Below are 24,301 nucleotides of genomic sequence, written 5' to 3'. Positions count from 1 at the left end.
CATCGACTCCATCTCGCCGTAAGAAGCCTTGAAATCAGCCATGATCCGTCCCTTTGTCAAAACCCACGGACCCGATCAGGCCCTCGCACAGGCTACGACAACCCACCACCACACCCACATGGGGACCATTCCCCATGTGCAGAACAGGCATGATCGAAGGCAGCAGGGTCGAGGAGGACCGATGACCGAATACGAGACCATCATCGTCGAGACGCGCGGCCGCGTCGGATGGATCACGCTCAACCGTCCCGAGGCGCTCAACGCGCTCAACTCCCAGGTGTGCCGGGAGGTGGTGGCCGCGGCCACCGCCTTCGACGCCGACGGCGGGATCGGCGCGATCGTCGTCACCGGGTCGGAGCGGGCCTTCGCGGCGGGCGCCGACATCAAGGAGATGGAGTCCAAGTCGGGACTCGACATGCTGCTGGGCGACCACTTCGGCGGCTGGACGCAGTTCGCCGCCGTGCGCACCCCGGTCATCGCGGCGGTCGCCGGCTACGCCCTCGGCGGCGGGTGCGAGCTCGCCATGATGTGCGACATCATCCTGGCCGCCGACACCGCGAAGTTCGGCCAGCCCGAGATCACGCTCGGCGTGATCCCCGGCATGGGCGGCTCGCAGCGGCTCGTGCGCGCGGTCGGGTACTACAAGGCCGCCGACCTGATCCTCACCGGACGGATGATGGATGCCGCCGAAGCCGAGCGCTCGGGTCTCGCGTCGCGTGTGGTGCCCGCCGCCGACCTGCTGACCGAGGCGCAGAAGGCGGCCGAGGCGATCGCGGCGAAGGGGCTGCCGGCGCTCTACGCGGCGAAGGCCGTGCTGGACGGGGCGCTGGAGTCGTCGCTGGCCGAGGGCCTCCGCCTGGAGAAGCACGTGTTCGCGGGTCTGTTCGACACCGAGGACCAGAAGGAGGGCATGGCGGCGTTCCGCGAGAAGCGCACGCCCGACTTCCGGGGGCGGTGACCCTTCGACGGGCTCAGGGGCCGATGGCCGCAGCAGAGACGTTCCTCGCCGGCGGTCGCTCGTACGGTCGGGGCGTTTCGTCTCGCTCGTTCCTCGCTCGCTCAACGACCGTCGGCGGTTCTCCTCTCGGGATCAGAGGGGCTCGGGCTGCGGTCGCGGCTCGGTGAAGTCGCCGGAGTCCTTGCGGAAGCGCGCGATGATGCGCACGAGCTCGGTCGTGTCGGCGTCGCTCAGTCCGGGGCTCTCGAAGACCTCGGTGTTGAGGGCCGCCGTCGCCCGCTCCACCAGTTCGCGGCCGGTGTCGGTCAGCACGAGCATCGCCGCGCGACCGTCGTCCGGGTGCTGCTCGCGCGAGAGCAGGCCGTCACGGGTCAGGCGGTCGACGGTATTCGTGACGCTTGTGGGGTGCACCTGCAGGCGCGCGATGGCGCTGGCCATCGGCATCCGTCCCTCCCGCGTGAACCCGAGCAGCCGCAGCATCTCGTACCGGGCGAACGACAGTCCGAACGGCTTGAGCGTCGCGTCGATGCGGGCGAACAGCAGCTGCTGTGCGCGGATGATCGACGTGACCGCGGTCATGCCCGCGGCTGCGGGCTCCCAGCCATGGGCGACCCACTGGCGCTTGGCCTCGGCGATCGGGTCGACCGCCAGACGCTTCGGTGCTGCCATCGCGACCTCCTCCGTCCACCGTACCCGCGACATGCCGCGGAGGGGGTGAGACTCAGTGTCAGATTGTGTGGCACTGAGTTCGACGCTGGGAATGTCTGCCCCTAGACTCTTGCGTAGCGTGAGGAGAACGTCATGAAGATCGTCGTCCTGGTCAAGGAAGTCCCGGATACGTACGGGGATCGCAAGCTGTCGCTGGAGACCGGGCTTGCCGATCGTGCCGCGAGCGAGACGGTGCTCGACGAGATCGGCGAGCGGGCTCTCGAGGTGGCGCTGTCGTACGCGGACAAGACTCCGGGCACCGAGGTCGTGGTGCTGTCGATGACGCCCGAGTCGGCGTCGGCGACCGTGCGCAAGGGCCTCGCGATGGGCGCGGCAGCCGCTGTGCAGGTCGTCGATGAGGCGCTGCTGGGCGCCGATCTCGGGCTGACCGCCGAAGTGCTGGCCGCTGCCCTGCAGCGCACCGGGTTCGACCTGGTGATCGCCGGCAACCAGTCCACCGACGGCTCTGGCGGCGTGATCCCCGCGATGGTCGCCGAGATCCTCGATGTGCCGTCGGCGACGTATCTGAGCGCCGTCGAGATCGGTGAGACCGAGGTGGCGGGCACGCGGGCGTCCGACGGTGCGACGCTGCAGGTGACGGCATCCCTTCCCGCCCTGGTATCGATCACAGAGGCGCTGCCGGATGCCCGGTTCCCGAACTTCAAGGGCATCATGGCGGCCAAGAAGAAGCCGTTCGAGACGCTGTCGCTGGCAGACCTCGACATCGACGCGCACGACGCGGACGCGTCGCGGTCGATCGTGATCGGGCTGAGCGAGAAGCCGCCGCGAACGGCGGGCGTGAAGATCGTCGACGAGGGCGACGCGGGCGAGAAGCTCGCGGACTTCCTCATCCAGAACCGGCTGGCCTGAGGGATGGTTGACATGAGTTTCGCTGACGACTCGATCCTGGTGCTGCTGGACACGACCCCGTCCGGCGCTCTGGCGAAGTCCGCGGCCGAGGTGCTGGGCGCCGCCGCGTCGGTCGGCACGCCGGTCGCGCTGATCGTGGGGGACGAGGCGCTGGCGAAGGATGCCGCGGCCCTCGGTGCCGCGTCGGTGCTGGTCGCCGCTCCGGGCGAGGGCCTGGGCTCCGGTCGCGTGGACGCGCTGACGTCCGCTGCCGATCTGGTGCGCCCCGACGCCGTGCTGGTGTCGAACTCGGTCGAGGGCCGCGACGTCGCCGCGCGCTTCGCCGCCCGCAACCGCTCGGGCGTCGCCGCGGACGCGGTCGGCGTCTCGCGCGACGCCGAGGGCGTGGTCGCGCACCACTCCGTCTACGGCGGGGCGTACAACGTCGACTCCGCCGTGACGTGGGGGGCGCCGGTGATCACCATCCGGCAGGGCTCGGTGGACGCCCGCGCCGAGGCGGTCGCCGACGCCGAGGTCGAGAAGCTCGACGTGCGCCCGTCGGGTCGCCGGGCGGCCACCGTGGTGTCGGTCGACGAGGCCGTCGTGTCGTCATCGCGTCCGGAGCTGCGCGGAGCCGCCAAGGTCATCTCGGGCGGTCGCGGACTCGGGTCGGGAGACAAGTTCGCGCTCGTCGAGCAGCTCGCCGACGTGCTCGGCGCAGCGGTCGGCGCGTCGCGTGCCGCTGTCGACGCCGGCTACGTGCCGCAGACGTACCAGGTCGGTCAGACCGGTGTGTCGGTGTCGCCGCAGCTGTATATCGCGATCGGCATCTCGGGTGCGATCCAGCACAAGGCGGGCATGCAGACCGCGAAGACGATCGTCGCGATCAACAAGGACGCCGATGCCCCGATCTTCGAGATCGCCGACTTCGGCGTCGTCGGAGACCTGTTCCAGGTGGTGCCGCAGCTGATCGCCGCGCTCGAGGCGAAGAAGGCGTAGGGCGCTCCGTGGCGACATTCGGTTCCTCGGTGCGGCGCGGCCTGCCGCGCGTGCCCGGTGGCGAGCCGTGGCCGCCGGCCGGTGTCGCGCCGGGCGGGTCCGAGGCGGCGGTGGCCGGAGCTTCGGCCGCGGTCGCTGGGCCGTCCGTGGTCGCTGAGCCGCCCGTGGTCGCTGGGCCGCCCGTGGTCGCTGGGCCGTCCGTGGTCGCTGAGCCTGTCGAAGCGTCCGTCGCCGCCCCTTCGACAAGCTCAGGGACCGGCGCGCCGATCGCGGTCGCCGAGCCTGTCGACGCGGCCTCTGCCGGGTCCCCTGCGACGAGCGCAGAGGCCACCGTGGCCGCCGGGGGGCGCGCGGTGCGCCGTGGCCTGCCGCGCGTGCCGGGCGGCGAGCCGTGGCCGCCGGCATCGCTCGTCCCCGCCGTTCCAGTGGCGGTGGCGGCACCCGAGGTCCCGATCGTCGAGCGAGCGACGAAGGAGCGAGACGAGACGCTCCGATCGGCGGAGGCGCCTCTCGCCCCGGCCGTCGCTGCTGCTGCGCCCACGGGCACGAAGGCGCTGCGCCGCGGCCTGCCGCGCACACCCGGCGGCGAGCCGTGGCCGCCCGAAGGCTTCGCGCCGTCGACCGCGACCGCGACCGGGCAAGCGGCGGATGCCGCACCGGCCGTGATCGCGGAGACCCGGACCGCCGTGGGGGCGGAAGCCCCAGCCGCGGCGGTCGTGGAGGCACCCCTCGCCCCTGCCGTGCCGGCGACCCCGTCGGGGGTTCCGCTGGATCGGCCGCTGCCGTTCCCGCGCACAGTGTGGGCGGGCACCGGTGCGCGCACCCGTCCCGAGCAGAAGCCCGAGCCGAAGCGGATCGGCCCCTTCACGCGCGGACAATGGGCCGGCGCGGTGATCGTCGGCGGCGCCGGACTGCTCTACGCGGCCGCGATGGCGGTGTTCGCCGTGCGGTGGCTGCTGTCGACCGCGTGGGGCGTGGACTTCCTCGCGGCGTTCCCCGGCGAGTACCACCTGCCCGCAGGGGCACCGGTCGGGTTCCCTGCCTGGCTCGGGTGGCAGCACTTCTTCAACGTCTTCCTGATGGTGCTCATCATCCGCACCGGACTCACGGTGCGCACCGAGAAGCGGCCCACGGTGTTCTGGTCGCCGCGCACCAACGGGCGTCGCAAGATCAGCCTCACCCTGTGGTTCCACCAGTCGCTCGACATCCTGTGGCTGGTCAACGGTGTGATCTTCGTCGTCCTGCTGTTCGTGACCGGCCAGTGGCTGCGGATCGTGCCGACGTCGTGGGAGGTGTTCCCCAACGCGCTGTCGGCGGCATTGCAGTACGTGTCGCTGGACTGGCCGACCGAGAACGGCTGGGTGAACTACAACGCGCTGCAGCAGCTGGCGTACTTCACGACCGTCTTCGTCGCCGCGCCGCTGGCTGCCCTCACCGGTGTGCGCATGTCGGGGATCTGGCCGAAGAACGCCGCGGGGCTCAACAAGGCGTACCCCGTGGAGTGGGCTCGTGCGGTGCACTTCCCCGTGATGCTCTACTTCGTCGTGTTCATCGCGGTGCACGTGTTCCTGGTGTTCGCGACCGGCGCGCTGCGCAACCTCAACCACATGTACGCCGCGCAGGGCTCGACCGACCCGAACGCCTACGCCGACAACTGGACCGGCTTCTGGCTCTTCGTCGCTTCGCTCGTGGTGATCGCCGCCGCGTGGATCGCCGCACGGCCGCTCGTGCTCGCCCCGATCGCGCGCCTGTTCGGCAAGGTGTCGGGCCGCTGACGCCCTGGCGGGTCAGCCCTCGACGGTGATGCCGGCGAGGGCGGCCAGCGCCGGCGCCATGAGCTGCAGCTGCTCGGCCGAGATCGTCGCGCCGCGCAGCCCCTCCAGCCCGACGACCTGACCGAGATCGGCGCCGCGCAGGTCGACGTCGGTGAGCCGAGAGCCTGCCGTGTTCAGGGTGGCGACGCGACTGCCGTCGAAGGCGACGCGGCGGGCCGAGGCATCCATCAGGTCGATCTCGTCGATCGTGCAGTCGACGAACGCCACGTCGAGCAACTCTGCCGCGCGCAGGTTGACGTAGCCGAGCTTGCAGCGCGTGAACCGGATGCCGCGCCAGGAGGCGTCGTACACCTCGACCGAGCCGAAGCGGCTGTCGCGCACCTCGACGTCGCGCCAGCCGCCGCGGGCGCCCGAGACCGCGGGCACGTTGGCCCCGGCCACGACGCTCTCGAGCAGGTGGGCGCCGCGCAGGGTCCACGAGTCGAGCTCGAGCCCGTCGAACCGGCAGGCTTCGACGGTGTCGCCGACCGCGAGGGTCCAGTCCGCTCGCGCGACGCCGGTGTAGGCGACACCCTCGAAGACGTCGAACGCGTCGGCGTCGCCCGGCGTCACGCCGGCCAGCACGACCGCCTCGTCGAAGTCGAACGACGGCGCCTGCGTGCCGCCTTTGCCGCGTGTGCTCCTGGTGCGAATCGCCACCTCTGCACCCTAGCCCGCGTCGCCGACACCGCCCTCGTCGGAGGGGGATGCCGCCCCCGCGGCGAACCCTTCGGCGTAGGCCTCGTCGGCGCCGAGGCGGAACATGTCGCGCTCGAGCGGACGCACGATGGAGCGGGCGCCGGGAAGATCGAGGGCGCCGACGAGATCCGCCCGGCCCCGCACGACGGCGACCGGGCGCCGCGCCGCCTTCCCCTTGACGAGGTCGGCCGCGGCGGCGAGCTCGTCGCCCACGCACGGCATCGTCACGACCAGCGGGCGTCCCTCGGCGTCCGTCCCGCCGCGCAGATCCTCGAACACCTCGACACCGCCCGCGCCGATCGCGTGGTCCGTCTGGCCCTCGCGCCAGGCGCGGCCCAGGGTGTCCGACACGATGACGCCCACCTCGACGCCGAGGCGTTCGCGCAGGCCACCGGCGATCGCCCGGGCCGAGGCATCCGGGTCGACCGGGAGGAGCAGCACGGTCCCCTCGGGGGTGTTCGATGCGTCGACCCCGGCGGCGGCAGACACCATGCCGAGCCGGTTCTCGACGATGCGCGTCGTGAAGCCCGACGGGGTCACCCGGGATGCCACCACCCGCACCGTCTCGGCGGTGATGGCGTCCTCGCGGTCGTCGGCGACGACGAAGCGCCCCTCGGCCTTCGACACGATCTTCGACGTGACCACGAGGATGTCGCCGTCCTGCAGCTCTCCGGCTGCGGCGTCGGCGATGACGGAGACGAGGTCGGTGCCGGCCTGGATCTCGGGGATGCCGTCGAGCGGCCAGACGGTGAGCGCGGTGCGAGGGGGCATGCGACCAGTCTTGCGGATCGCCGGGCCCGCGGGATGCGGGGCGGGCGGCATCCCCGTTCCCCCGGATCCGGGTGCGTGCCGGAGACGACGAGGGGCGTGCCCGGCGAACCGGACACGCCCTCTCGTGCGGAAGGTCAGCGCGTGAAGCGCACCTCGGTGAGCGTCTCGCCGAGGAACGGCTCGGTGTGCTGGGCGCCGTCGAGAGTGAACCCGTTGCGCACGTAGAAGCGGTGCGCGCGGGGGTTGTCGTCGGCGACCCACAGGTACAGGCCCTCGGCGGGCTCGACGACGGCGTCGAAGAGCTTCTGGCCGATGCCGGTGCCGTGGTACGCGTCGAGCAGGTAGATGAAGTACAGCTCGCGGAACCGCGGCGCGTCCTTGTCGCGCGCGGGGCCGGAGCCCGCGAACCCGACGATCTCGCCGTTCACGAGCGCGGCGAACATCTTGAATTCGGGGCCCTGCACGGCCCAGTGGGTCCACAGCTCGGCGAGGCGCTTGGGCGAGACCGCTTCGAGGGCGGCCTTGCTGATCAGGTGGTCGTAAGTCTCGTGCCAGCACGTCGCGTGGACGCGCCCGAGGGCCTCGGCGTCGACGTCGCGCACCGGACGGACGACGATGTCGGTCTGGGTTTCGGCTTCCATGGGCGAGACTCTACGCGGGTCGCCGCGAGACGTGAAATCGCGAGAACGCCCGGTGAACGACGTGTGACGACGGGATACCGCACCGGGTGCGCGTGCAGCCGACACGGCCGTCGTCAGCCCGCCGCGCTCTTGACCAGGTACACGAGGTCCACGCCGGCGTGCAGCGGCTCGCGCCGGTCGACGGCGTACCCCTCGCGCTCGTAGAGCCGGATGTTCGCCTCGCTGAGGTGCCCGGTGAACAGCTCGAAGCGGTCGGCTCCGCTCGCCTCCTCGGCGTCGCGCAGCAGCCGCGTGCCGATGCCGCGTCCCTGGAGGTCGGGCGCGACGGTCAGGCGGCCGATGTGCGCGATACCGCCGTTGACGCTCCAGCGGACCGCCCCGACGAGCCGTCCGGCCGACCGCAGCCCGAGCCCGGGCCCCCGCAGCTCGGACGTGAGCTCCTCGAGCGACTGTGTCAGCGCGGGAAGGAACGGGTCCCTGTAGATCTGCGCCTCGCTCGCGTACGCCGCGCGCTGAAGAGTGAGCAGCTCGCCGGCATCCCGTGCGGTGAGGGGGGCGACGATCTCGGTGGTGGAGTCGGTCACCCCGAATTGATACCAGAGCGGGTGCGACTGCGGCCCCTGATCTGCGGATCTCGGAGGGATGCCGCCAACCGGGTTGTAGGAATCGGCAATCGAATCGGCATCCGCGTCGACGATCGCTACGATCGCACCTCGTGAATGTGTGGTGGCGGACCCTCCTGACGATCATGCGCGCGAAGGCGATGCTGCGCCGCCGCGGACCGATCCCGCCTCGTTCGGTCGGGCGGGTGCGCCTGACGACGCTGCCGACCGACATCGACCTGCTGATGCACATGAACAACGGGCGCTACGCGTCGCTGTTCGACCTCGGCCGGTTCGACCTGCTGATCCGCACCGGCCTGTGGGACGCCATGGCCGAGCGCGACTGGTACGCCGTCGTCGCGAGCGAGACGGTCACGTTCCGCAAGTCGCTGCAGCTGTGGCAGCGCTTCACGGTCGAGTCCCGGCTGTACGGCCACGACGACAAGGCGGTCTACCAGATCCACCGTGCCGTGGTCGGCGGCGAGGTGTACGCCGAGATGATCGTGCGCGCCCGGTTCCTGCGCAAGAGCGGCGGCGTCGTGAACACGGAGGAGCTGTTCGCCGCACTCGGCCGCCCCGACGACCTGCCGCCGCTGCCGGACTGGGTCGCGGACTGGGCCGACGGCGCCGCGCTGCCGTCGACGCGCGACGCCGCACCCAGTCTGTGGGACTGACCTCCTCGCGCAAGGGTCGTTCCCGTAGCGCACCGGGCATGCCGGGCGCAACCCGTTTGCCGTGCGGCTGCGGCTGCGGTTGCGTGGACGGTCCGAGGTGCCGGTGACCCACCGGCCCAGGGAGAGAAGGGAGTGCGCCGTGGATACGACCACCCTCATCTGGATCATCGTCGGCATCGCTGTCGTGCTCGTGATCGTCGTCGTCGCCATGCTGCTGACCGCACGGGGACGCCGCACGCGGCGGCAGGAGCATCAGCACGACCGCGCGGAGCGCATGCGCGCCGACGCGCGCGAGACGGAGCTCGCCGCGCGCGAGCACGAGGCCCAGGCGGCGCGTGCCCAGGCCGACGCCGCCGCCGCCACGGCTGCCGCCGAGGCCGCGAAGGCCCGCGCGGCCGAGGCGGCGATCGATGCCGACCGCCGCGCCGGCACCATCGACGAGCATCGCGACGAGGCCGCGGGGCTCCGCGAGCAGCAGGCCGAGACGCTGCGCAAGGCCGACGACCTCGACCCATACGTCGACGGCGGCGCGACGTCGGCGCCCGCGGCAGCGCAGAGCGTCCACGGCAACGACGCCGACGCCGAGGCCCGTGCCGATGCCGCCGCCGAGGCGCGGACCCGCGACGAGGTCGCCGACGACGAGGTGACCGGCCCGCCGCGGACGCGCTCCGAGCGCCCCTGACCGCGGCCGCGCCGCGGCCGGGGGCCTCGCGGCGCGGCCGCTCCTCTCGCGCGTCCGACGAGGGGCGCGGCGCCCGCTAGCGTAAGGCGGGTGACCGACGTGCTCGACGTGCTGCGCACCGCCGGCCGCCTGCTGTGGCGGCACTGGCCGGTGCTGCTCGCGCTGTACCTCGGCGCGATCCTCGCCCGCTACGGGGTCATCGAGGTCGCCGGCTGGGTGGGCTCGTACAGCGCCGTCGCAGGTTCGCTGCTGCTGCCCATCGCGATCCTCGTGCGACTCGTCGCGCTCGTCGCGATGCTCCTCGTGCTGCGCGACGGCATGCGCCAGCTGCGTGCGATCGCTCCATTGCCCGTCGACGGCCCGACGCGGCGCCAGGAGTTCGTCGATGCGCTGATGGTCGGCATCCTGCCGTTCTTCGCGTTCTACGCGGCGTGGGGGTACCTGCGCGAGGACGCGGTGGCGTACTCCGCTCGGGTGCTGGAGCTGACGACCGGACGCAGCTTGGCCGAGGCGTTCGGCGGGCCCGAGGCGGGCGGCGACGGCTTGGCCGGCGAGCTCACGCTCACCCCGATCACAGTGGCGATCGTGATCGTCGCCTACGTGCTCCGGTGGCTCCTCAAGCGCTACCACGACCGCCTGCCGCGCTGGTTCGGCGTCTTCGCCGCCTATCTCGAAGCGGTCTGGGTCTACTTCGCCGCCGTGGTGATCTCGATCGTCGTGGGCGCCATCTCGTCCTGGGTGGGCTCGCGCCAGGGGATGGTGTGGCTCGGCGACGCGCGTGCGGCGATGGAGTCTCTGTTCGCACCGCTGGGATGGATGTGGGGCGGCGTCGAATGGCTGCTGGGTGAGGCAGGCGGCATCATCCTGCTCCCGGTGGCCTGGCTGACCATCGCGGGGGTGCTCTACGGTCAGGCGGTGGCGCCGGAGGCGCTGTCGACGGAACACCTCGGCGGTGACGTGGGCCGCCGGATCCGCACGCGCTACCGCTCGCTGCCCGCGCGGCTCCGTGCGCGCCTCGGCGACCTGTGGAGCGACCTCGTCGGCCGCTTCACGCCCATCGGCAACGCGCTCGTCCTGATGTGGCGGGCGGGTCCGGTGCTGATCGGCGGCTTCGTGCTGCTGTACACCCTGCTGCTCGGGCTGCAGGGCGTGCTCGAGACGGTCATCCCGCGTGCGTTCGGGCCGCAGGACCTCAACAACTTCTGGGTCATCAACGACGAGCTGATCTTCCTCATCGCCCCGGTGCTCATCGAGCCGGTGCGCATCGCGCTGGTCGCCGGCGGGTACGACGGCGTCATCGGGCGGCTGCGTGGTCGCCAGGCCGAGGCGCTGTCAGCGGAGGGTGTGGATGCCGCGGCATCGGCCCCTCCGCAGTCCGCGGTCGTCCCGGGTCAGGGCTCGACGACGGCGCTCACGAACTCGGGGACTGCCACTCCGGAAGACAGCTTGACCGTGAAGGGCCCCGACACGTCGACGGGGACGAGGTAGTCGAGGAGCAGGTCGTAGGGGCCGGTCGCGTCTGAGTCGCAGAACGTCCAGCGGTCGGGGTCCCACTCGCGGCCGAGGTCGTCGTTCGCATTCCACTGACGCTCCAGCCCGCCGATCTCGTGGAGCTCGGGCGAGCTGCAGGAGATCGGCGGATTGGTGGGCTTGCCGGGCTTGCCAGGCTTGCTGTGCTTGCCGGGATCGATGTGCAGCGTCACCGTAACGACGTGCGCGCCCTGCGGGACGGACGGCAGCTCGGTGAACTCCGCCGACGCGGGGCCGACCGTCGCACCTGCGTATTTCACCGTGTCTCCCGGCTCGACCGTGATCGCCTGACTGGGACTGCCCTGCAACACCGACGACCACTCGTTCCAGGTCAGCGCGGCATACGTCGCCGGCACGAGCACGATGAGCGCACCGAGGGCGACGGCGTTGGAGCGCCACCATCCGGTCACGGGTTCGCCCATCCTGTCGTGAGGAGCTCGGTCTGATCCACGGCCGGCACCCCGCCGAGGTCGAACGACAGGACGATCATCGAGTCGAGCGACGGGTCTTCGCTGAGAGACAGTTCGATGCGTCCCGCCCCGGTGTCGAGGTCCGCGGGCAGCTCGAACGCGAGGCTTCCTTCGCGAGGAATGCCGATCGCCAGTGCCCCGTTCTCGGCGAGCGAGTCTGGCCGATCGCTCGCGCCGAAGCGGATGCCGTCGATCACGAGTTCGGTGTGGGTCAGAGATGTGAGGTGCTCGGTCAGCACTGATCGCGCGTCGAGGTCGACGACGAGCCAGTTGCCCTCTGCCGTCCAGCCGTGCGCGCTGACCTCCGAGGCGCGACGGAGATCGGTCACCGTGACGACGAGGTTGCGGCCGGTCACCGTCTCGCCGATGGAGGCGGGGACCTCGAAAGGCGCCTGCGCCTCCTCCGTGCCCGGCGTCACGAGCGCCGCGAACCAGGCGGCGACGATGCAGCTGACACCGATGGTCCACGCTGCCCACGGAGGCAGGCGCCGGTCAGAAGACGCGGGTGCAGGAACGACCGGTGCGGCTGTCGTCTCAGCCCTCATCGCCGGCCTCCGCATCGACGCCCGCCCCGACGTCCTTGATGACGAGCGTCATCGTCGCGGACGGCACCGGGTCGACCCAGCCCGTGCCGCTCGTGACGAACGAGCCTGTGTAGAGCGACAGGTCCTCGAGTGTGACGACGAGGTGATCTCCGGCGGAGTAGTCGTCGGCGTCGACGGCCCAGGTGTACACCACCTGCGCCGGCACTCCCGGCTGCAGCGTCGGGCCCATGGTCGCGTCGTCCATGCGAGCCGAGGACGACGGCTCGTCGAGGCCGACGACGGAGAACGACTCCTCGACGCTGCCGTCGCCCCCGGTCCGGACCGGCTCCGTCCAGTTGTTCTCCACGTCGACCACGATCGCCAGCACACGCTCGCCCTTCTCGGGGAACGTGCCCGACCCGGGCAGCTCGTCGATCAGCACGGTCCGCTCAACCGTGAGCGAGCGCATGTCGTTCACGTGCGTCGTGCCCGGCTTGAGGTGCGCCAGCGGGGGCTCGGCCGCCGTCGCGAGCCCGCCGAACGCCGCAGTGGCGAGGAGGAACACGCCCGTGCCGATCGCCGCGAACCACGCCGTCGGCACCCGGTCGCCGGCCGCCCGAAGCCACGTGAACCGGCGCCGGGGCGCGCGCGTGCGCTCAGCGACGGGGGGCTCGGACACCAGCCCAGCCTAGGGGCCGGGATCGCTGCGCGTGACGGCGAAGGCGTCCCGCAGCGCCCGGCGCACCTCGGCGATCCCGGCACGTCCGCGAGAGGCGGTGCGCTGCGCCAGGAACACCTCGCGCGCAGGGCGGCCCGGCAGGTCGAGCAGCCGGACGGGCGCGGGCGTCCCTGCCCACAGCAGGTCGGGCAGCACGGCGACCGCCTGCCCTGCCGCGACGAGGCTGGCGTGGGCGGTGAGGTCGGCGAGCTCGAACCGCACGTCCGGCTCGAATCCGGCGGCGCGGCACTGCTGCACCGCCCACTGCCGCGCCGCGGTGCCGGCGGGTTCCATGGCCCAGGCCCTCTCGCGCAGCTCGTGCAGAGAGCCCGCGGCGTCCGCGGGCGGCACCGCCAGCCGGATCGGATCGGTGCCCAGCACCTCGCGCTCGAGCCCGCCGACGTGGGCGCGCGTGTGTCCGGGGTACTGCTCCGCGATGACGAGGTCGACGCCGCGCGCCGTCAGCTCGAACAGTCCCTCCTCGGGCGGCAGCTGGACGAGCTCGACCCGCAGCCCGGGCGCACGGTCGGTGAGCAGCCCGAGCGCGGCCGGGAGCAGCGCCAGCGTCGCCGTCTGCATCACCGCGACGCGCACCGGCGCGAGGCCCGGCGCGAGCGACTCGAGTTCACCGCGGGCCTGCTCGTCGAGATCGAGCGCGCGGGCCGCATGGGCGGCCAGCACGCGCCCGTGCTCGGTGAGGCGCACGCGGCGGCCGTCGGGTGCGAGCAGCGCGACGCCCGCCTCCTTCTCCAGGAGCGCGAGCTGCTGCGAGATCGTCGACGGGCTGTACGACAGCGCCTCCGCGACCGCGGCGAGCGTGCCGCGCAGCGCGAGCTCGTGCAGCAGCCTGAGACGACGAAGTTCGAACACCGGCATCCCATCGACAGAACCGAACGATACAGATCATAGATGCTCGCTTTTCGTGAATGAATGGATGCCGCACCCTTGACCTCATGGCACATGTCGAGCCGATCGCGCACGAAGAGGTGCAGGCTGGAGTCACACACGTGAACGCAGAGGTGAACGAAGCAGTGGAAGAAGTGCGCAGGGACCCCGAAGCCGAGCGTCGTCTGGTCGATGCCGCCGTCGCACTGGCGCAGCGGTGGACGACCGAGAGCGCCGAGGTCGAGGCCGACCCCGCCGCCGAGCGTCTGGCCGGCGTGCTGAAGGATCCGAACGGACTGCCGTTCACGATCGGCTTCGTCGACGGCGTGATGCGTCCCGAGAGCCTGTCGGCGGCGGCGTCGCATCTGAACCGCGTCGCGCCGCTGGTTCCCGGGTTCCTGCCCTGGTACCTGCGCTCGGCCGTACGCGTGGGCGGCGCGGTGGCACCGGTGCTGCCGTCACCGGTCGTCCCCATCGCGCGACGCGTGCTGCGCGAGATGGTCGGGCACCTCGTCGTCGACGCGCGCCCCGACAAGCTCGGCGCCGCGATCGAGCAGCTGCGCGCCGGCGGCGCGCGGCTGAACCTGAACCTCCTCGGCGAGGCGGTGCTCGGCGAGGACGAGGCGCTGCGCCGGCTCGACGGCATCCACGAGCTCATCCGCCGCCCCGACGTCGACTACGTGTCGGTCAAGGTGTCGGCGATCGCCAGCCACATCTCGATGTGGGCGTTCGACGAGGTCGTCGACAAGGTCGTCGAGCGCCTGCGCCCGCTGTACCTGACGGCCGCCGCCGACCCTTCGGCAGGCTCGGGACGGGCCGGCTCGCAGAGCTCGCCGACGTTCATCAACCTCGACATGGAGGAGTACCGCGACCTCGACCTCACGATCGCGGTGTTCACGCGCCTGCTCGAAGACCCGCGACTGCGGATGCTCGAGGCAGGCATCGTGCTGCAGGCGTACCTGCCCGATGCGCTTCCCGCCCTGGAGCGGCTCACCTCGTGGGCGCTCGCGCGCGTGGACGCCGGTGGCGCCCGCATCAAGGTGCGCCTCGTGAAGGGCGCGAACCTCGCGATGGAACGGGTGGATGCCGTCATGCACGGGTGGACGCTCGCCACCTACGACGCGAAGGTCGACTCCGACGCCAACTACGTGCGCTGCCTGCGCTACGCGCTCGATCCCGCGCACACCCGCGGCGTGCGGATCGGCGTCGCCGGCCACAACCTCTTCGACATCGCGTACGCGTGGCTGCTCGCGCAGTCCCGGTCCCTGAGCCCGTCGAAGGGCGCTTCGACAGGCTCAGCGACCGGACCGGACGCTTCGACAGGCTCAGCGACCGGACCGGATGTCGAGTTCGAGATGCTGCTGGGCATGGCGCAGGGCCAGGTCGCCGCCGTCACGCGCGAGGTCGGACACGTGCTGCTCTATGTGCCGGTGGTGCGCCCCGACGAGTTCGACGTCGCCATCAGCTACCTCGTGCGGCGCCTCGAGGAGAACGCGTCGAGCGACAACTTCCTCTCGGCGGCATTCGACCTCGCCGACGACCCCAGGATGTTCGCCCGTGAGCGCGACCGCTTCGTCGCGTCGCTGGCCCGCGCCGACGACCCCGCCCTCGCCACCGGGGCGCGGCGCGAGCAGGACCGCATCACCGAAGCGGCGGCGCTGTCGGCGCCCACCGGCGTCGACGCCGGCGAGGAGTCGCCGCGCACCCGGGCGCGCCTGCGCCGCGCGGCGGCGTCGGGCGACGACGCCGGACTCACCCAGGTCGTGATGGGGATCGCGCGATCGGCCGCCACGACCGACACCGCGCCGCTGGAGCCCGCCGTCCCCGAGCAGGTGTTCGGGGCCGAGGCGTTCGTCGAGACGGCGGTGTTCGCACCGCGGCAGACCGACGCCCGCGCCTCTGGTGCCCCGGGATTCCGCAACACCCCCGACAGCGACCCCGCGCTGCCCGTGAACCGCACCTGGGCGCGCGGCATCCTCACGCGCATCGAGACCTCCCGTGCCGGTGACGCGACCATCGCCGCCGCCCGGGTCGGCGATGAACCGACGCTGCAGGCGGTCATCGCGCGCGTGACGGATGCCGCCGCCGCGTGGGGCTCGCTCCCGGCAGCCGACCGCTCCGCGGTGCTGACCGCGGCCGCGCGCGCACTGGAGGCCCGTCGCGGCGAGCTCATCGAGGTCGCGGCGTCCGAGACCGGAAAGGTGTTCGCCGAGGCCGACGTCGAGGTCAGCGAAGCCGTGGACTTCGCGAACTACTACGCCGCCACGGCCCGGGAGCTCGACCGCGTGAGCGGCGCGGTGTTCGAACCGGCGAAGCTCACCGTGGTGACGCCGCCGTGGAACTTCCCGATCGCCATCCCCGCAGGCGGCGTGCTGGCCGCGCTCGCGGCGGGCTCCGGCGTCGTGTTCAAGCCCGCGCCGCAGGCGCGCCGCTGCGCCGCCGTCGTGGCCGAGGCGCTGTGGGAGGCCGGCGTGCCGCGCGAGGTGCTCGCCCTCGTCGACATCGACGAGGGCGGGCTCGGCCAGGCGCTCGTGTCGCATCCGGCCGTCGACCGCGTCATCCTCACCGGGTCGTGGGAGACCGCCGCCCTGTTCCGCTCGTGGCGGCCCGACCTGCCACTGCTCGCGGAGACCAGCGGCAAGAACGCCATGATCGTCATGCCGACGGCCGACCTCGACCTGGCGGCATCCGATCTGATCAAGAGCGCGTTCGGCCACGCCGGGCAGAAGTGCTCCGCGGCGTCGCTCGCGATCCTCGTGGGCCCGGTCGGCCATTCGCGCCGGTTCGCCCGCCAACTCGTGGATGCCGCGAACTCGCTGCGCGTCGGCCCGCCGTCCGACCCGCTCAGCGAGGTCGGACCGGTCGTCGAGGTGCCGCGCGGCAAGCTGGAATGGGCGCTCACTACCCTGGACGAAGGGGAGCAGTGGCTCGTCGAGCCGCGTCGCGTCGAGAGCGTGCCCGAATACCGCGGCCGGCTGTGGACCCCCGGCATCAGGGTCGGCGTGCAGCCGGGCTCGAGGTTCCACCACGAGGAGTTCTTCGGCCCGGTGCTCGGTGTCATGCACGCGTCGTCGCTGTCGCACGCGATCGAGCTGCAGAACGCCGTCGCCTACGGGCTCACCGCCGGCCTGTACACGCAGAATCCCGACGACCTCGCGCAGTGGCTCGACCGCGTCGAGGCGGGCAACCTCTACGTCAACCGCGGCATCACCGGCGCCATCGTGCAGCGCCAGCCCTTCGGCGGCTGGAAGCGCTCGTCCGTGGGCGGGGGAGCCAAGGCCGGCGGACCCAACTACCTCGTCGGCCTCGGCAGGTGGCGAGCGACCTCGGGGTCACCGGCATCCGCCACCCTGCACCTGCGGGGACTCGACACGCGCATCGCGTCGCTCATCGAGGCCGCGCAGCCGTCGCTGGACTACGAGGCGTTCGAGTGGCTGCGCCGCGGCGCGCTGTCGGACGCCATCGCGTGGGACCGCGAGTTCGGCCAGGTGCGGGACGTGTCGGGGCTCGGCGTGGAGCGCAACCTGTTCCGGTACCGGCCGATCGCGTCGGTGGCGCTGCGCGCGACGACGGACGCCTCGTGGCAGTCCGTGCTGCGCGTCGTCGTGGCGGGCCTGAGAGCCGGGTCCGCGCTGACGCTCAGCGCCCCTGTCGGGCTCCCGACGGCCGTGCGCCGCGTGCTCGCCGACGAGGGCGTCGCCGTCTACGTCGAGTCCGACGAGCAGTGGCTGCAGCGCATCACCGCCCCCGACGACCTGCTCGACGCGGTCGCCGACGAGGCTCCCGCCCCGCGGCCGGACCGCGTGCGCCTCATCGGCCAGCCTGACTCGGTCGCCGCGCTGCACGCGCTCGTCGCCGGCGCCGTCGGCGGCGACCCCGACCTCGCCGTCTACGACAACGAGGTCACGACCGCCGGCCGGCTGGAGCTGCTGCCGTTCCTCCACGAGCAGTCCGTCACGATCACCGCGCACCGCTTCGGCAACCCCGACCCGTGGAGCGAGTCGGTGATCTGATCGCCGGTGATCAGAGTCCGTCGGCGTCGAGGTAGCGTGGCGCGGACTGCGACGGCCGGTGCGCCTCGGCGTCGTGCGCGCGCAGCGCGCTGAGCACCGCGCCGCGTACGACGTAGAACAGCGCCACGAAACCGATCACGATGAACAGGAGCGGCAAGACGAGCGCCGTGAGGAATCCCATGGCGAGAACCTAGTGGATGCCGCGGGCCGCGGCATCCCGGATCAGTCCAGGGGGTCGGCCTGGAGATCGCGGACGTGGTAGAACTCCTGGTCCCACAGGAGGTACACGAGCCACGCGGGCAGGTGGTAGGCCTCCTGGAGGAAGTTCTCCTGCGAGGCGTGGATCTTCCAGCCCTCCATTTTCTTGCCGGTCTCGGCCGACATGGCGTACTCGGGGTCGGGCTGGTTCTCGACGACGAAGGCGCCGGTCTCGCCGCCGAACAGCTCCAGCGCCTTCGTGGGGCTGATCGTGTAGACGATGTACTTCGGGCCGGTGTACGAGCCGCCCTCGTCCTCGAGCTGGGCGATCGCCTTCTCGGCGACTTCGCCCATGCGCATGTGGTCCTTGTGGCCGGTCGCGCCGGACTCGGGCCAGAACGCCACGACGACGTCCGGCTCGATGCGCTTCATCGTGTCGGCGACCCGGTCGACGAGCTCCTGCTCGTCCACCTCGGGCACGCCGCCGTCGGGGTAGTCCCACACCTCATGCTCGTCGACGCCGAGGTTGAAGCTGTTCTTGAGCGCCTCGGCCTTGCGGATGTCGCCGAGGTCATCCTGCCGTGCGACGACGGGAACCTGGTGGCCGGCCTCGCCCTGCGTCGCAGTGATCATGGCGGTGTACGCGCCGTCCTGCGTCTTCGCCCGCCAGAACAGGCCGTTGACCGTCTGCTCGTCGTCGGGGTGCGCGAAGACGCCGAGCACGCGCGTGCCGCCCAGCTCGCCGACCACCGAGTCCACCCCCTTCGCGGTGGGCATGTGGAAGAGGCTGCGGCCCGCCCAGTAGACGCCGACGAGGGCGACGACGAGGACGGACGCGACGACGATGAGCGCGATCCAGCGCTTGCGCATGTGGGACTCCGGGGGTGCTGTGTGCGCCCGTCCGCGATGACGGGCTGAGGCATCATAAACCGAACAGCGCTCGGTGAAAGAATGCGGCTCGGGGATGCCGGGTGTGCCCGGCATCCCCTTCTCGTGCGCGAGCCATTACGCTTCTACAACGTTGGAACTTTTTCATCCGAACGGCTTGACACGGCGTCCGATCCCGTCGCACACTGTTTTCCACCCACCAATTCCAACGTTGTAAATCAACGGGACAACACCGGTCAGCGGCGATCGATCCCTGGATCCCCGCAGGCTGGAACACAGCACTACGAGAGGAAACGTGATGACGAAGTCACGGAAGCCGGTCATCGCCGCGGCGGCGATGCTGGCGGTCGGCGGGCTCATGCTGTCGGGCTGCGCGGGCGGCTCTGGCGACAGCGGCACCGAGCAGCTGACCTTCATGTTCCGCGGCAGCGACGCCGAGAAGGCGGCCTACACCGCGGCGATCGAGCAGTTCGAGAAGGACAACGACGTCGACGTCAAGATCATCATGACGACGGCCGACGAGTACAGCACGAAGCTCAAGGCCGCGATCACCGGCAAGCAGGTGCCCGATGTCTTCTACATCGACCCGGGCAGTGTGCAGGCCTACGTCAAGACCGGCATCATCAAGGACATCACGGAGTACGTCGAGAACGACGACGACCTCGACCTCGACAACGTCTGGCAGTACGGCGTCGACAGCTACCGTTTCGACGGAAAGCTCATGGGGCAGGGCGCGATCTACGCGATGCCCAAGGACGTGGGCCCGTTCTCGTTCGGCTACAACAAGTCGATGTTCGAGAAGGCCGGCCTCCCGTTGCCCGACGCGGATCAGCCGCTCACATGGGACGAGTTCACCGCCGTCACCAAGCAGCTCACGCAGGACACGAACGGCGACGGCACGCTCGACCAGTGGGGCACCGGCCTCAACGTCGTGTGGAACCTGCAGGCGTTCGTGTGGTCCAACGGCGGCGACTGGCTCAACAAGGACCGCACGAAGGTCACCGTCGACTCCCCGGAGTTCGCCGAGGCGCTGCAGTACTTCGCCGACCTGACCAACGTGGAGGGCGTGACCCCGTCGGCCACCGATGCGCAGACGCTCGACACCTACCAGCGGTGGATGAAGGGCGAGATCGGCTTCTTCCCGGTCGGCCCGTGGGACGTGCCCACGTACGAGAAGCTCGACTTCGACTGGGACCTCATCCCCTGGCCGGTCGGCTCGACCGGTGAGACCGCGACCTGGACGGGCACGCTCGGCATCGCCGTCAGCGAGACCACCAAGGACCCCGACACGGCCGCGAAGCTCGCGATCTACCTGTCGACCGACCCGACCGCGCAGCAGTCGCTCGTCGACGCCGGCGTGCAGATCCCGAACCTCATCGACATGGCCAACGAATGGGTCACGTCGTCGACGCTCCCGCCCGACAACAAGCAGGAGTTCCTCGACATCGTCGAGGACTACGGCCGGGCGCTCCCCGCGAACACGACGTACAGCGCCGAGTGGTACGACGAGCTGTTCAAGAACATCCAGCCCGTCCTCGACGGCAAGCAGACCGCGGCCGACTACCTGGAGGAAGTCCAGCCTCGCATGCAGGAGATGCTCGACAAGGCCAACACCGACGCCGGCATCGGCTGACGACACACGCCCTGATCGAGGGGATGCCGCGGCCCGACGCCGCGAGAGGCCGCGGGCCGCGGCATCCCTCCCTCTCCTGATCTCTCCCGAAACGAGGTTCCCCATGTCGACGACGACCCCCGTCCGCCGGTCGCGGCTGCACCGCCGTGAGCATCGCGCCGCGCTCGCGCTGGTCGCGATCCCGATCGTCGGGTTCCTCGTGTTCACCGCGTACCCGCTGGTGTTCTCGGTGTACGCGTCGTTCACGAAGTGGAACGGCCTGAGCGAGCCGGTGTTCAACGGCATCGCCAACTTCGTCGAGATGGCGAACGACCGGTACTTCTGGCAGGCCATGGGCAACACGGTCTTCTACATGATCGGCATCCCGATCGGCCTCGTGCTGTCGCTGCTGCTGGCCCTGGCGCTCAACCGCAGGATGCGCGGCACCACGTTCTTCCGCACGGTGTACTACGTGCCGGTGATCTCGTCGCTCGCGGCGGTCGCGATCCTGTGGCAGTGGGCGTACAACGGCGACTTCGGCCTCGTGAACCAGGTGCTGGCGCTGTTCGGCATCGACGGCCCGAACTGGCTGCAGAACGCCGACACCGTCAAGCCCGCGATCATCATTATGGCGGTGTGGAAGGGCCTCGGCTATTCGATGCTGCTGTATCTGGCGGCTCTGCAGTCGGTGCCGCGCCATCTGTACGAGGCGGCCGCGCTCGACGGCGCCGGGGCGTTCCAGCAGTTCCGCCACATCACGGTGCCGATGCTCAACCCGGTGACCTTCTTCCTCGTCGTCACGAGCATCATCGGCGGCGCCCAGATCTTCATCGAGATCAACATCATGACCCCCACCGGCGGTCCCGAGTTCAGCTCGGCGTCGATCGTCTGGTACATCTGGCAGAAGGCGTTCAACTACCTCCAGATGGGCTACGCGACAGCGATGTCGGTCGTCCTCGGGCTGCTCGTCTTCGTCGTGACCGCGATCCAGTTCCGGCTCAACCGCCGCTTCCAGTTCTCGATCGACTGAGGCACCATCATGACGCTCACCACTCCCGGGGCCGTGTCGGCCCTGAACTCCGACCTCGAGGGCGCGCCCGCCCGCAGACTGCCCACGCGCCGCATCGGACGCCCCACCGGCAACTCCGCCGGACGCCGCCGCTGGTCGGGCACCTACGGCATCGTCAACGTCATCCTCACGATCGTGCTGTCGATCGGCGGCATCGTCATGGTCGCGCCGCTGGTGTGGACCTTCTCGACGTCGCTGAAGACCCGCGAAGCCGTGTTCGCGCTGCCGCCCCAGTGGATCCCCGACCCGGTCATGTGGGAGAACTACGTGCGGGTCTGGTCGGCCGGCCCGCTGCTGTCGGGCATCGTCAACTCCGTCATCGTGTCGGCCACCGTGACGATCGTCGGCACCGTCACGTCGATGCTCGCCGCCTTCGCGTTCGCGAAGCTGCGCCTGCCGGGCAAGAACGTGCTCTTCCTCATGCTGCTCGCCGCGATCATGATCCCGTTCCCGACGATCATGATCCCGCAGTTCAAGCTGTTCGCCGACCTCGGCATGGTCGACACCCTGTGGCCGCTGATCCTGCCGGGGGTCTTCGGCAACATCGTGATGATCTTCTTCATCCGCCAGTACCTCGACTCGGTGCCGGACTCGATCATCGAGGCGGCGAAGATCGACGGCGCCGGCTACCTCCGCATCTTCTTCACGCTCATCTTCCCGGCGATCCGCCCGGCGATCGCGGCGCAGTTCATCCTGTGGTTCATGGCGGTGTGGAACGACTACCTCGCCCCGATCATCTACCTGAACTCGCCCGAGAAGCAGACGCTGCAGCTCGTCATCGCGAGCTTCAACGCGACGTACGCCAGCCAGACCGACTACCCGCTCATCATGGCGGCCTCGTTCATCGCGCTGATCCCGGTGCTCGCCGTGTTCGTCATCTTCCAGCGCCAGATCATCGAGTCGGTCGCCCTCACGGGAGCGAAAGGCTGATCATGATGTCCTCGAGGGATGCCGCCACCGCCGCCGACCCGACCACGTGGGGTGCCCGCAACGCGCACGACCCCACCGTGGTGCGCGGCGACGACGGCCGCTGGTACATGTTCTCGACCGACGCCGCGGCCGGCGTCGACGAGGTCCCCGCGGGCGTGCACGTGCGCACGTCGCCCGACCTGGTGGAGTGGACGTTCGTCGGCACGGCCCTGGACGGCGTGCCGGCCGCCGCCTTCGCCCACTCGGGCGCCGCAGGGCTGTGGGCGCCCGAGGTGGTGCGCTGGCCCTCGGCCGACGGGTCGCCCCGGTGGCACATGTACTACTCCGCGTCGACGTTCGGGTCGCGCACGTCCGTCATCGGCCTGGCGACGGCCTCGTCGCCGGCCGGACCGTGGACGGATGCCGGCCCCGTCGTCACCACGACGCACCAGGTCGACGGCCACAACGCCATCGACGCCGCCGTGGTCTTCGACCGGGCGGGGCGGCCCTGGCTGACGTACGGCTCGTTCTTCGGCGGCATCCACATTCTCCCGCTCGACGTGCGGACCGGATTCGCCGAGCGCCCCGGCGAGGTCGGCACGCTCATCGCACGCCGGCCTGCGAGCGTGGACGGCGCGGTCGAGGGGGCGTACATCGTCTACCGGCCGGAGGAGGACCGCTTCGTGCTGTTCGTCTCGTACGACTCGCTGTTCGACAGCTACAGCATGCGGGTCGCGGTCTCGTCGTCAGTGACCGGGCCGTACCTCGACGCGAACGGCCGCACGCTCACCGACGTGTCGGGCGGGACTCCGGATGCCGTCGGCACGAAGATCCTCGGCGGCCACCGGTTCCCGGACGGCACGGCGTGGATCGCGCCGGGGCACAACTCGGTGTTTCGCGACGGCGACCGCCTCTTCCTCGTCCACCACGTCCGTCATGCCGACGACCCCACGCGCCACGAGGCGCAGATCCGCCGCGTGCACGTCACGGCGTCGGGCTGGCCGCTGGTCTCGCCGCATCCGTTCGCGGGGTACGACTCCGAGCGCCTGCGTGCGCCCGAGGCGGTGTCGGGCGACTGGGACGTCGTACGGTTCGATCCGGCCGAGCGCGGCGTCGCGGCATCCGTCCGCCTCCCGGTCGTCGCCGCGGCCCACACTGACGGGCAGGCGCTGACGACACCGCTCATCGTGTCCGCCTCGGGCGGCCCGGACGACGCCGACATCGTGCTGGATGCCGTCGTGTTCGGCGCGTTCGACCCCGTGGCGCAGCGCCCGGTGCTGGCGTTCGCGGGGCTGGACGCGGCGGGCGTCGTGTGGACCGGCTCGAAGGCGGTGACGGCATGATCGCGGAGTACGGCTGGACCGGCCGCGTCATGGCGTGGCTGCGCATCGTCGCCGGCCTCATCGTGGTGAACCTGCTGTTCGTCGCCGGAGTGATCGTGGGACTGGTCGTACTGGGCCTGGCGCCCGCCGCGCTCGCCGCCACCGCGTGCCTCACACACATGCGGGACGGCGAGCTCGAGACCGGCCTCGTGCGCGTGTTCGTAAGGACCTATCGCGCCGAGTTCTGGCGCGCGAACCTCATCGGCCTCCCGTTCGGCGCCGTCGCCGTCCTCGTGGCGCTCGACACCGCCGTGCTGCCCGGGCTCGCCGGGCCGGTCGCCGCCGCGCTCGCCGGGTTCACATGGGTCGTCGGCGCCGCGGCGCTGCTCGCGTTCGCGAGCGCACTGACCGTGGCCGTGCGCTACGACGAGAAGCCCGTGGCGGTGCTGCGCTATGCCGCGGTGCTGCCGTTCACGTCGCCCGTGATGAGCCTCGCACTGCTCGGCACCCTCGCTGTCATCGGCGTCGCCTTCGGACTGCTGCCCATGCTCGTGCCGCTCGTCGGGTTCGCCGTCGTGCTGTTCGTCGCGGGATGGTTCGTCGACCACCGGCTCGCGGCCCTCGACCCCGACCACCCCCGTGCGGGCGACCGCCGGGCCGACCCGGTGCCCGCGTCGGCGGCATCCGGCCACTGAAACACCCCCGAACTCGCGGGCGCGCCCCCGCACCGTCCTGCCGTGCTGCCCGCAGCCGGCCCATCCCTGGA

General features: G+C 71.1%; 24 protein-coding genes. 13 read left to right on the top strand and 11 right to left on the bottom strand.

Annotated features, from left to right (window positions below; all coding sequences use genetic code 11):
* Nucleotides 1-181 precede the first annotated feature (181 nt).
* On the top strand, nt 182-958 hold the full coding sequence (locus tag ACFWJ8_RS15615) for an enoyl-CoA hydratase (RefSeq protein WP_378813212.1): 777 nt from the start codon (nt 182-184) through the stop codon (nt 956-958).
* Nucleotides 959-1,090: 132 nt separating this feature from the next.
* On the opposite strand, the gene ACFWJ8_RS15610 is transcribed toward ACFWJ8_RS15615, so the two are convergent.
* The gene (locus ACFWJ8_RS15610; protein WP_378813210.1) at nt 1,091-1,627 is read right to left on the bottom strand and encodes a MarR family winged helix-turn-helix transcriptional regulator; all 537 of its coding nucleotides are present in this window, start codon (nt 1,625-1,627) and stop codon (nt 1,091-1,093) included.
* 132 nt (nt 1,628-1,759) lie between these two features.
* On the opposite strand from ACFWJ8_RS15610, the gene ACFWJ8_RS15605 reads away from it, so the two are divergent.
* The 3 genes from ACFWJ8_RS15605 to ACFWJ8_RS15595 are packed head-to-tail and all read left to right on the top strand — an operon-like array spanning nt 1,760 to nt 5,289.
* Nucleotides 1,760-2,536: an electron transfer flavoprotein subunit beta/FixA family protein gene (locus ACFWJ8_RS15605; protein WP_378813207.1), complete on the top strand. Its 777-nt coding sequence runs from the start codon at nt 1,760-1,762 to the stop codon at nt 2,534-2,536.
* A gap of 12 nt (nt 2,537-2,548) precedes the next feature.
* Nucleotides 2,549-3,514 carry an electron transfer flavoprotein subunit alpha/FixB family protein gene (locus ACFWJ8_RS15600; RefSeq protein ID WP_378813205.1) on the top strand — a complete coding sequence of 322 codons (966 nt, stop codon included), beginning with the start codon at nt 2,549-2,551 and terminating at the stop codon, nt 3,512-3,514.
* 8 nt (nt 3,515-3,522) lie between these two features.
* Nucleotides 3,523-5,289, top strand: coding sequence for a cytochrome b/b6 domain-containing protein (locus ACFWJ8_RS15595; protein ID WP_378813203.1), 1,767 nt, complete (start codon nt 3,523-3,525; stop codon nt 5,287-5,289).
* 12 nt (nt 5,290-5,301) lie between these two features.
* Here ACFWJ8_RS15595 and ACFWJ8_RS15590 read toward each other — a convergent pair whose 3' ends face one another.
* From ACFWJ8_RS15590 to ACFWJ8_RS15575, 4 genes are all read right to left on the bottom strand, one after another.
* Nucleotides 5,302-5,988, bottom strand: a complete 687-nt coding sequence (locus ACFWJ8_RS15590) for a pentapeptide repeat-containing protein (RefSeq protein ID WP_378813200.1) — start codon at nt 5,986-5,988, stop codon at nt 5,302-5,304.
* 9 nt (nt 5,989-5,997) lie between these two features.
* On the bottom strand, nt 5,998-6,798 hold the full coding sequence (gene cofE / locus ACFWJ8_RS15585; RefSeq protein WP_378813197.1) for a coenzyme F420-0:L-glutamate ligase: 801 nt from the start codon (nt 6,796-6,798) through the stop codon (nt 5,998-6,000).
* A gap of 134 nt (nt 6,799-6,932) precedes the next feature.
* Nucleotides 6,933-7,439, bottom strand: coding sequence for a GNAT family N-acetyltransferase (locus ACFWJ8_RS15580; RefSeq protein ID WP_378813195.1), 507 nt, complete (start codon nt 7,437-7,439; stop codon nt 6,933-6,935).
* A 113-nt stretch (nt 7,440-7,552) separates the two neighbouring features.
* Nucleotides 7,553-8,023 carry a GNAT family N-acetyltransferase gene (locus tag ACFWJ8_RS15575; RefSeq protein WP_378813192.1) on the bottom strand — a complete coding sequence of 157 codons (471 nt, stop codon included), beginning with the start codon at nt 8,021-8,023 and terminating at the stop codon, nt 7,553-7,555.
* 131 nt (nt 8,024-8,154) lie between these two features.
* Between ACFWJ8_RS15575 and ACFWJ8_RS15570 the strand changes: the two genes are divergently transcribed.
* The 3 genes from ACFWJ8_RS15570 to ACFWJ8_RS15560 all read left to right on the top strand — a co-directional run bounded on the left by ACFWJ8_RS15570 (nt 8,155) and on the right by ACFWJ8_RS15560 (nt 10,885).
* Complete coding sequence (locus ACFWJ8_RS15570) at nt 8,155-8,715, top strand: thioesterase family protein (protein WP_378813190.1); 561 nt, start codon at nt 8,155-8,157, stop codon at nt 8,713-8,715.
* Between the two features lie 139 nt (nt 8,716-8,854).
* Nucleotides 8,855-9,397, top strand: coding sequence for a hypothetical protein (locus tag ACFWJ8_RS15565; protein ID WP_378813188.1), 543 nt, complete (start codon nt 8,855-8,857; stop codon nt 9,395-9,397).
* 90 nt (nt 9,398-9,487) lie between these two features.
* Nucleotides 9,488-10,885: a hypothetical protein gene (locus ACFWJ8_RS15560; RefSeq protein ID WP_378813185.1), complete on the top strand. Its 1,398-nt coding sequence runs from the start codon at nt 9,488-9,490 to the stop codon at nt 10,883-10,885.
* Here the strand turns inward: ACFWJ8_RS15560 and ACFWJ8_RS15555 are convergent.
* The 4 genes from ACFWJ8_RS15555 to ACFWJ8_RS15540 are packed head-to-tail and all read right to left on the bottom strand — an operon-like array spanning nt 10,789 to nt 13,509.
* Nucleotides 10,789-11,337: a hypothetical protein gene (locus ACFWJ8_RS15555; protein ID WP_378813183.1), complete on the bottom strand. Its 549-nt coding sequence runs from the start codon at nt 11,335-11,337 to the stop codon at nt 10,789-10,791. The two genes, ACFWJ8_RS15560 and ACFWJ8_RS15555, sit on opposite strands and share 97 nt — an antisense overlap.
* The gene (locus tag ACFWJ8_RS15550; RefSeq protein ID WP_378813181.1) at nt 11,334-11,942 is read right to left on the bottom strand and encodes a hypothetical protein; all 609 of its coding nucleotides are present in this window, start codon (nt 11,940-11,942) and stop codon (nt 11,334-11,336) included. Before ACFWJ8_RS15550 ends, ACFWJ8_RS15555 begins: the two co-directional genes overlap by 4 nt.
* A complete protein-coding gene (locus ACFWJ8_RS15545) occupies nt 11,932-12,600 on the bottom strand; it encodes a hypothetical protein (RefSeq protein ID WP_378813179.1) in 669 nt (222 codons plus the stop codon). The genes ACFWJ8_RS15550 and ACFWJ8_RS15545 overlap by 11 nt, the downstream gene beginning before the upstream one ends.
* A 9-nt stretch (nt 12,601-12,609) precedes the next feature.
* Entirely contained in the window at nt 12,610-13,509 is a 900-nt protein-coding gene (locus ACFWJ8_RS15540) for a LysR family transcriptional regulator (RefSeq protein ID WP_378813177.1), read from the bottom strand.
* An 83-nt stretch (nt 13,510-13,592) separates the two neighbouring features.
* Here ACFWJ8_RS15540 and ACFWJ8_RS15535 point away from each other — a divergent pair, with 83 nt between their 5' ends.
* Nucleotides 13,593-17,537: a proline dehydrogenase family protein gene (locus ACFWJ8_RS15535; RefSeq protein WP_378813175.1), complete on the top strand. Its 3,945-nt coding sequence runs from the start codon at nt 13,593-13,595 to the stop codon at nt 17,535-17,537.
* Nucleotides 17,538-17,547: 10 nt separating this feature from the next.
* Here the strand turns inward: ACFWJ8_RS15535 and ACFWJ8_RS15530 are convergent, their stop codons facing one another.
* A complete protein-coding gene (locus ACFWJ8_RS15530; protein ID WP_378813173.1) occupies nt 17,548-17,718 on the bottom strand; it encodes a hypothetical protein in 171 nt (56 codons plus the stop codon).
* Nucleotides 17,719-17,759: 41 nt separating this feature from the next.
* The gene (locus ACFWJ8_RS15525; protein ID WP_378813170.1) at nt 17,760-18,605 is read right to left on the bottom strand and encodes a PIG-L deacetylase family protein; all 846 of its coding nucleotides are present in this window, start codon (nt 18,603-18,605) and stop codon (nt 17,760-17,762) included.
* A 316-nt stretch (nt 18,606-18,921) separates the two neighbouring features.
* On the opposite strand from ACFWJ8_RS15525, the gene ACFWJ8_RS15520 reads away from it, so the two are divergent.
* The 5 genes from ACFWJ8_RS15520 (at nt 18,922) to ACFWJ8_RS15500 (ending at nt 24,230) form a co-directional block, all read left to right on the top strand.
* A complete protein-coding gene (locus ACFWJ8_RS15520; RefSeq protein WP_378813168.1) occupies nt 18,922-20,256 on the top strand; it encodes an ABC transporter substrate-binding protein in 1,335 nt (444 codons plus the stop codon).
* A gap of 103 nt (nt 20,257-20,359) precedes the next feature.
* Entirely contained in the window at nt 20,360-21,265 is a 906-nt protein-coding gene (locus ACFWJ8_RS15515) for a carbohydrate ABC transporter permease (protein ID WP_378813165.1), read from the top strand.
* Nucleotides 21,266-21,274: 9 nt separating this feature from the next.
* Nucleotides 21,275-22,234: a carbohydrate ABC transporter permease gene (locus ACFWJ8_RS15510; protein ID WP_378813164.1), complete on the top strand. Its 960-nt coding sequence runs from the start codon at nt 21,275-21,277 to the stop codon at nt 22,232-22,234.
* Between the two features lie 2 nt (nt 22,235-22,236).
* Complete coding sequence (locus ACFWJ8_RS15505; protein WP_378813161.1) at nt 22,237-23,556, top strand: arabinan endo-1,5-alpha-L-arabinosidase; 1,320 nt, start codon at nt 22,237-22,239, stop codon at nt 23,554-23,556.
* Nucleotides 23,553-24,230, top strand: a complete 678-nt coding sequence (locus ACFWJ8_RS15500; protein WP_378813159.1) for a YesL family protein — start codon at nt 23,553-23,555, stop codon at nt 24,228-24,230. Before ACFWJ8_RS15505 ends, ACFWJ8_RS15500 begins: the two co-directional genes overlap by 4 nt.
* Nucleotides 24,231-24,301: the final 71 nt, after the last annotated feature.

Origin of the sequence: Microbacterium sp. NPDC058389 (assembly GCF_042722305.1) — a bacterium.
Taxonomy (GTDB): Bacteria; Actinomycetota; Actinomycetes; order Actinomycetales; family Microbacteriaceae; genus Microbacterium.
This window is presented reverse-complemented; position numbering and strand designations above follow the sequence as displayed.

What these genes read in the sequence shown, in the direction of transcription:
- ACFWJ8_RS15610 (WP_378813210.1), bottom strand. Translation starts at nt 1,627, where the DNA reads ATGGCAGCACCGAAGCGTCTGGCGGTCGACCCGATCGCCGAGGCCAAG.
- ACFWJ8_RS15505 (WP_378813161.1), top strand. Translation starts at nt 22,237, where the DNA reads ATGATGTCCTCGAGGGATGCCGCCACCGCCGCCGACCCGACCACGTGG.
- ACFWJ8_RS15535 (WP_378813175.1), top strand. Translation starts at nt 13,593, where the DNA reads ATGGCACATGTCGAGCCGATCGCGCACGAAGAGGTGCAGGCTGGAGTC.
- cofE (WP_378813197.1), bottom strand. Translation starts at nt 6,798, where the DNA reads ATGCCCCCTCGCACCGCGCTCACCGTCTGGCCGCTCGACGGCATCCCC.
- ACFWJ8_RS15500 (WP_378813159.1), top strand. Translation starts at nt 23,553, where the DNA reads ATGATCGCGGAGTACGGCTGGACCGGCCGCGTCATGGCGTGGCTGCGC.
- ACFWJ8_RS15580 (WP_378813195.1), bottom strand. Translation starts at nt 7,439, where the DNA reads ATGGAAGCCGAAACCCAGACCGACATCGTCGTCCGTCCGGTGCGCGAC.
- ACFWJ8_RS15530 (WP_378813173.1), bottom strand. Translation starts at nt 17,718, where the DNA reads ATGGGATTCCTCACGGCGCTCGTCTTGCCGCTCCTGTTCATCGTGATC.
- ACFWJ8_RS15600 (WP_378813205.1), top strand. Translation starts at nt 2,549, where the DNA reads ATGAGTTTCGCTGACGACTCGATCCTGGTGCTGCTGGACACGACCCCG.
- ACFWJ8_RS15525 (WP_378813170.1), bottom strand. Translation starts at nt 18,605, where the DNA reads ATGCGCAAGCGCTGGATCGCGCTCATCGTCGTCGCGTCCGTCCTCGTC.
- ACFWJ8_RS15520 (WP_378813168.1), top strand. Translation starts at nt 18,922, where the DNA reads ATGACGAAGTCACGGAAGCCGGTCATCGCCGCGGCGGCGATGCTGGCG.
- ACFWJ8_RS15515 (WP_378813165.1), top strand. Translation starts at nt 20,360, where the DNA reads ATGTCGACGACGACCCCCGTCCGCCGGTCGCGGCTGCACCGCCGTGAG.
- ACFWJ8_RS15615 (WP_378813212.1), top strand. Translation starts at nt 182, where the DNA reads ATGACCGAATACGAGACCATCATCGTCGAGACGCGCGGCCGCGTCGGA.
- ACFWJ8_RS15510 (WP_378813164.1), top strand. Translation starts at nt 21,275, where the DNA reads ATGACGCTCACCACTCCCGGGGCCGTGTCGGCCCTGAACTCCGACCTC.
- ACFWJ8_RS15550 (WP_378813181.1), bottom strand. Translation starts at nt 11,942, where the DNA reads ATGAGGGCTGAGACGACAGCCGCACCGGTCGTTCCTGCACCCGCGTCT.
- ACFWJ8_RS15605 (WP_378813207.1), top strand. Translation starts at nt 1,760, where the DNA reads ATGAAGATCGTCGTCCTGGTCAAGGAAGTCCCGGATACGTACGGGGAT.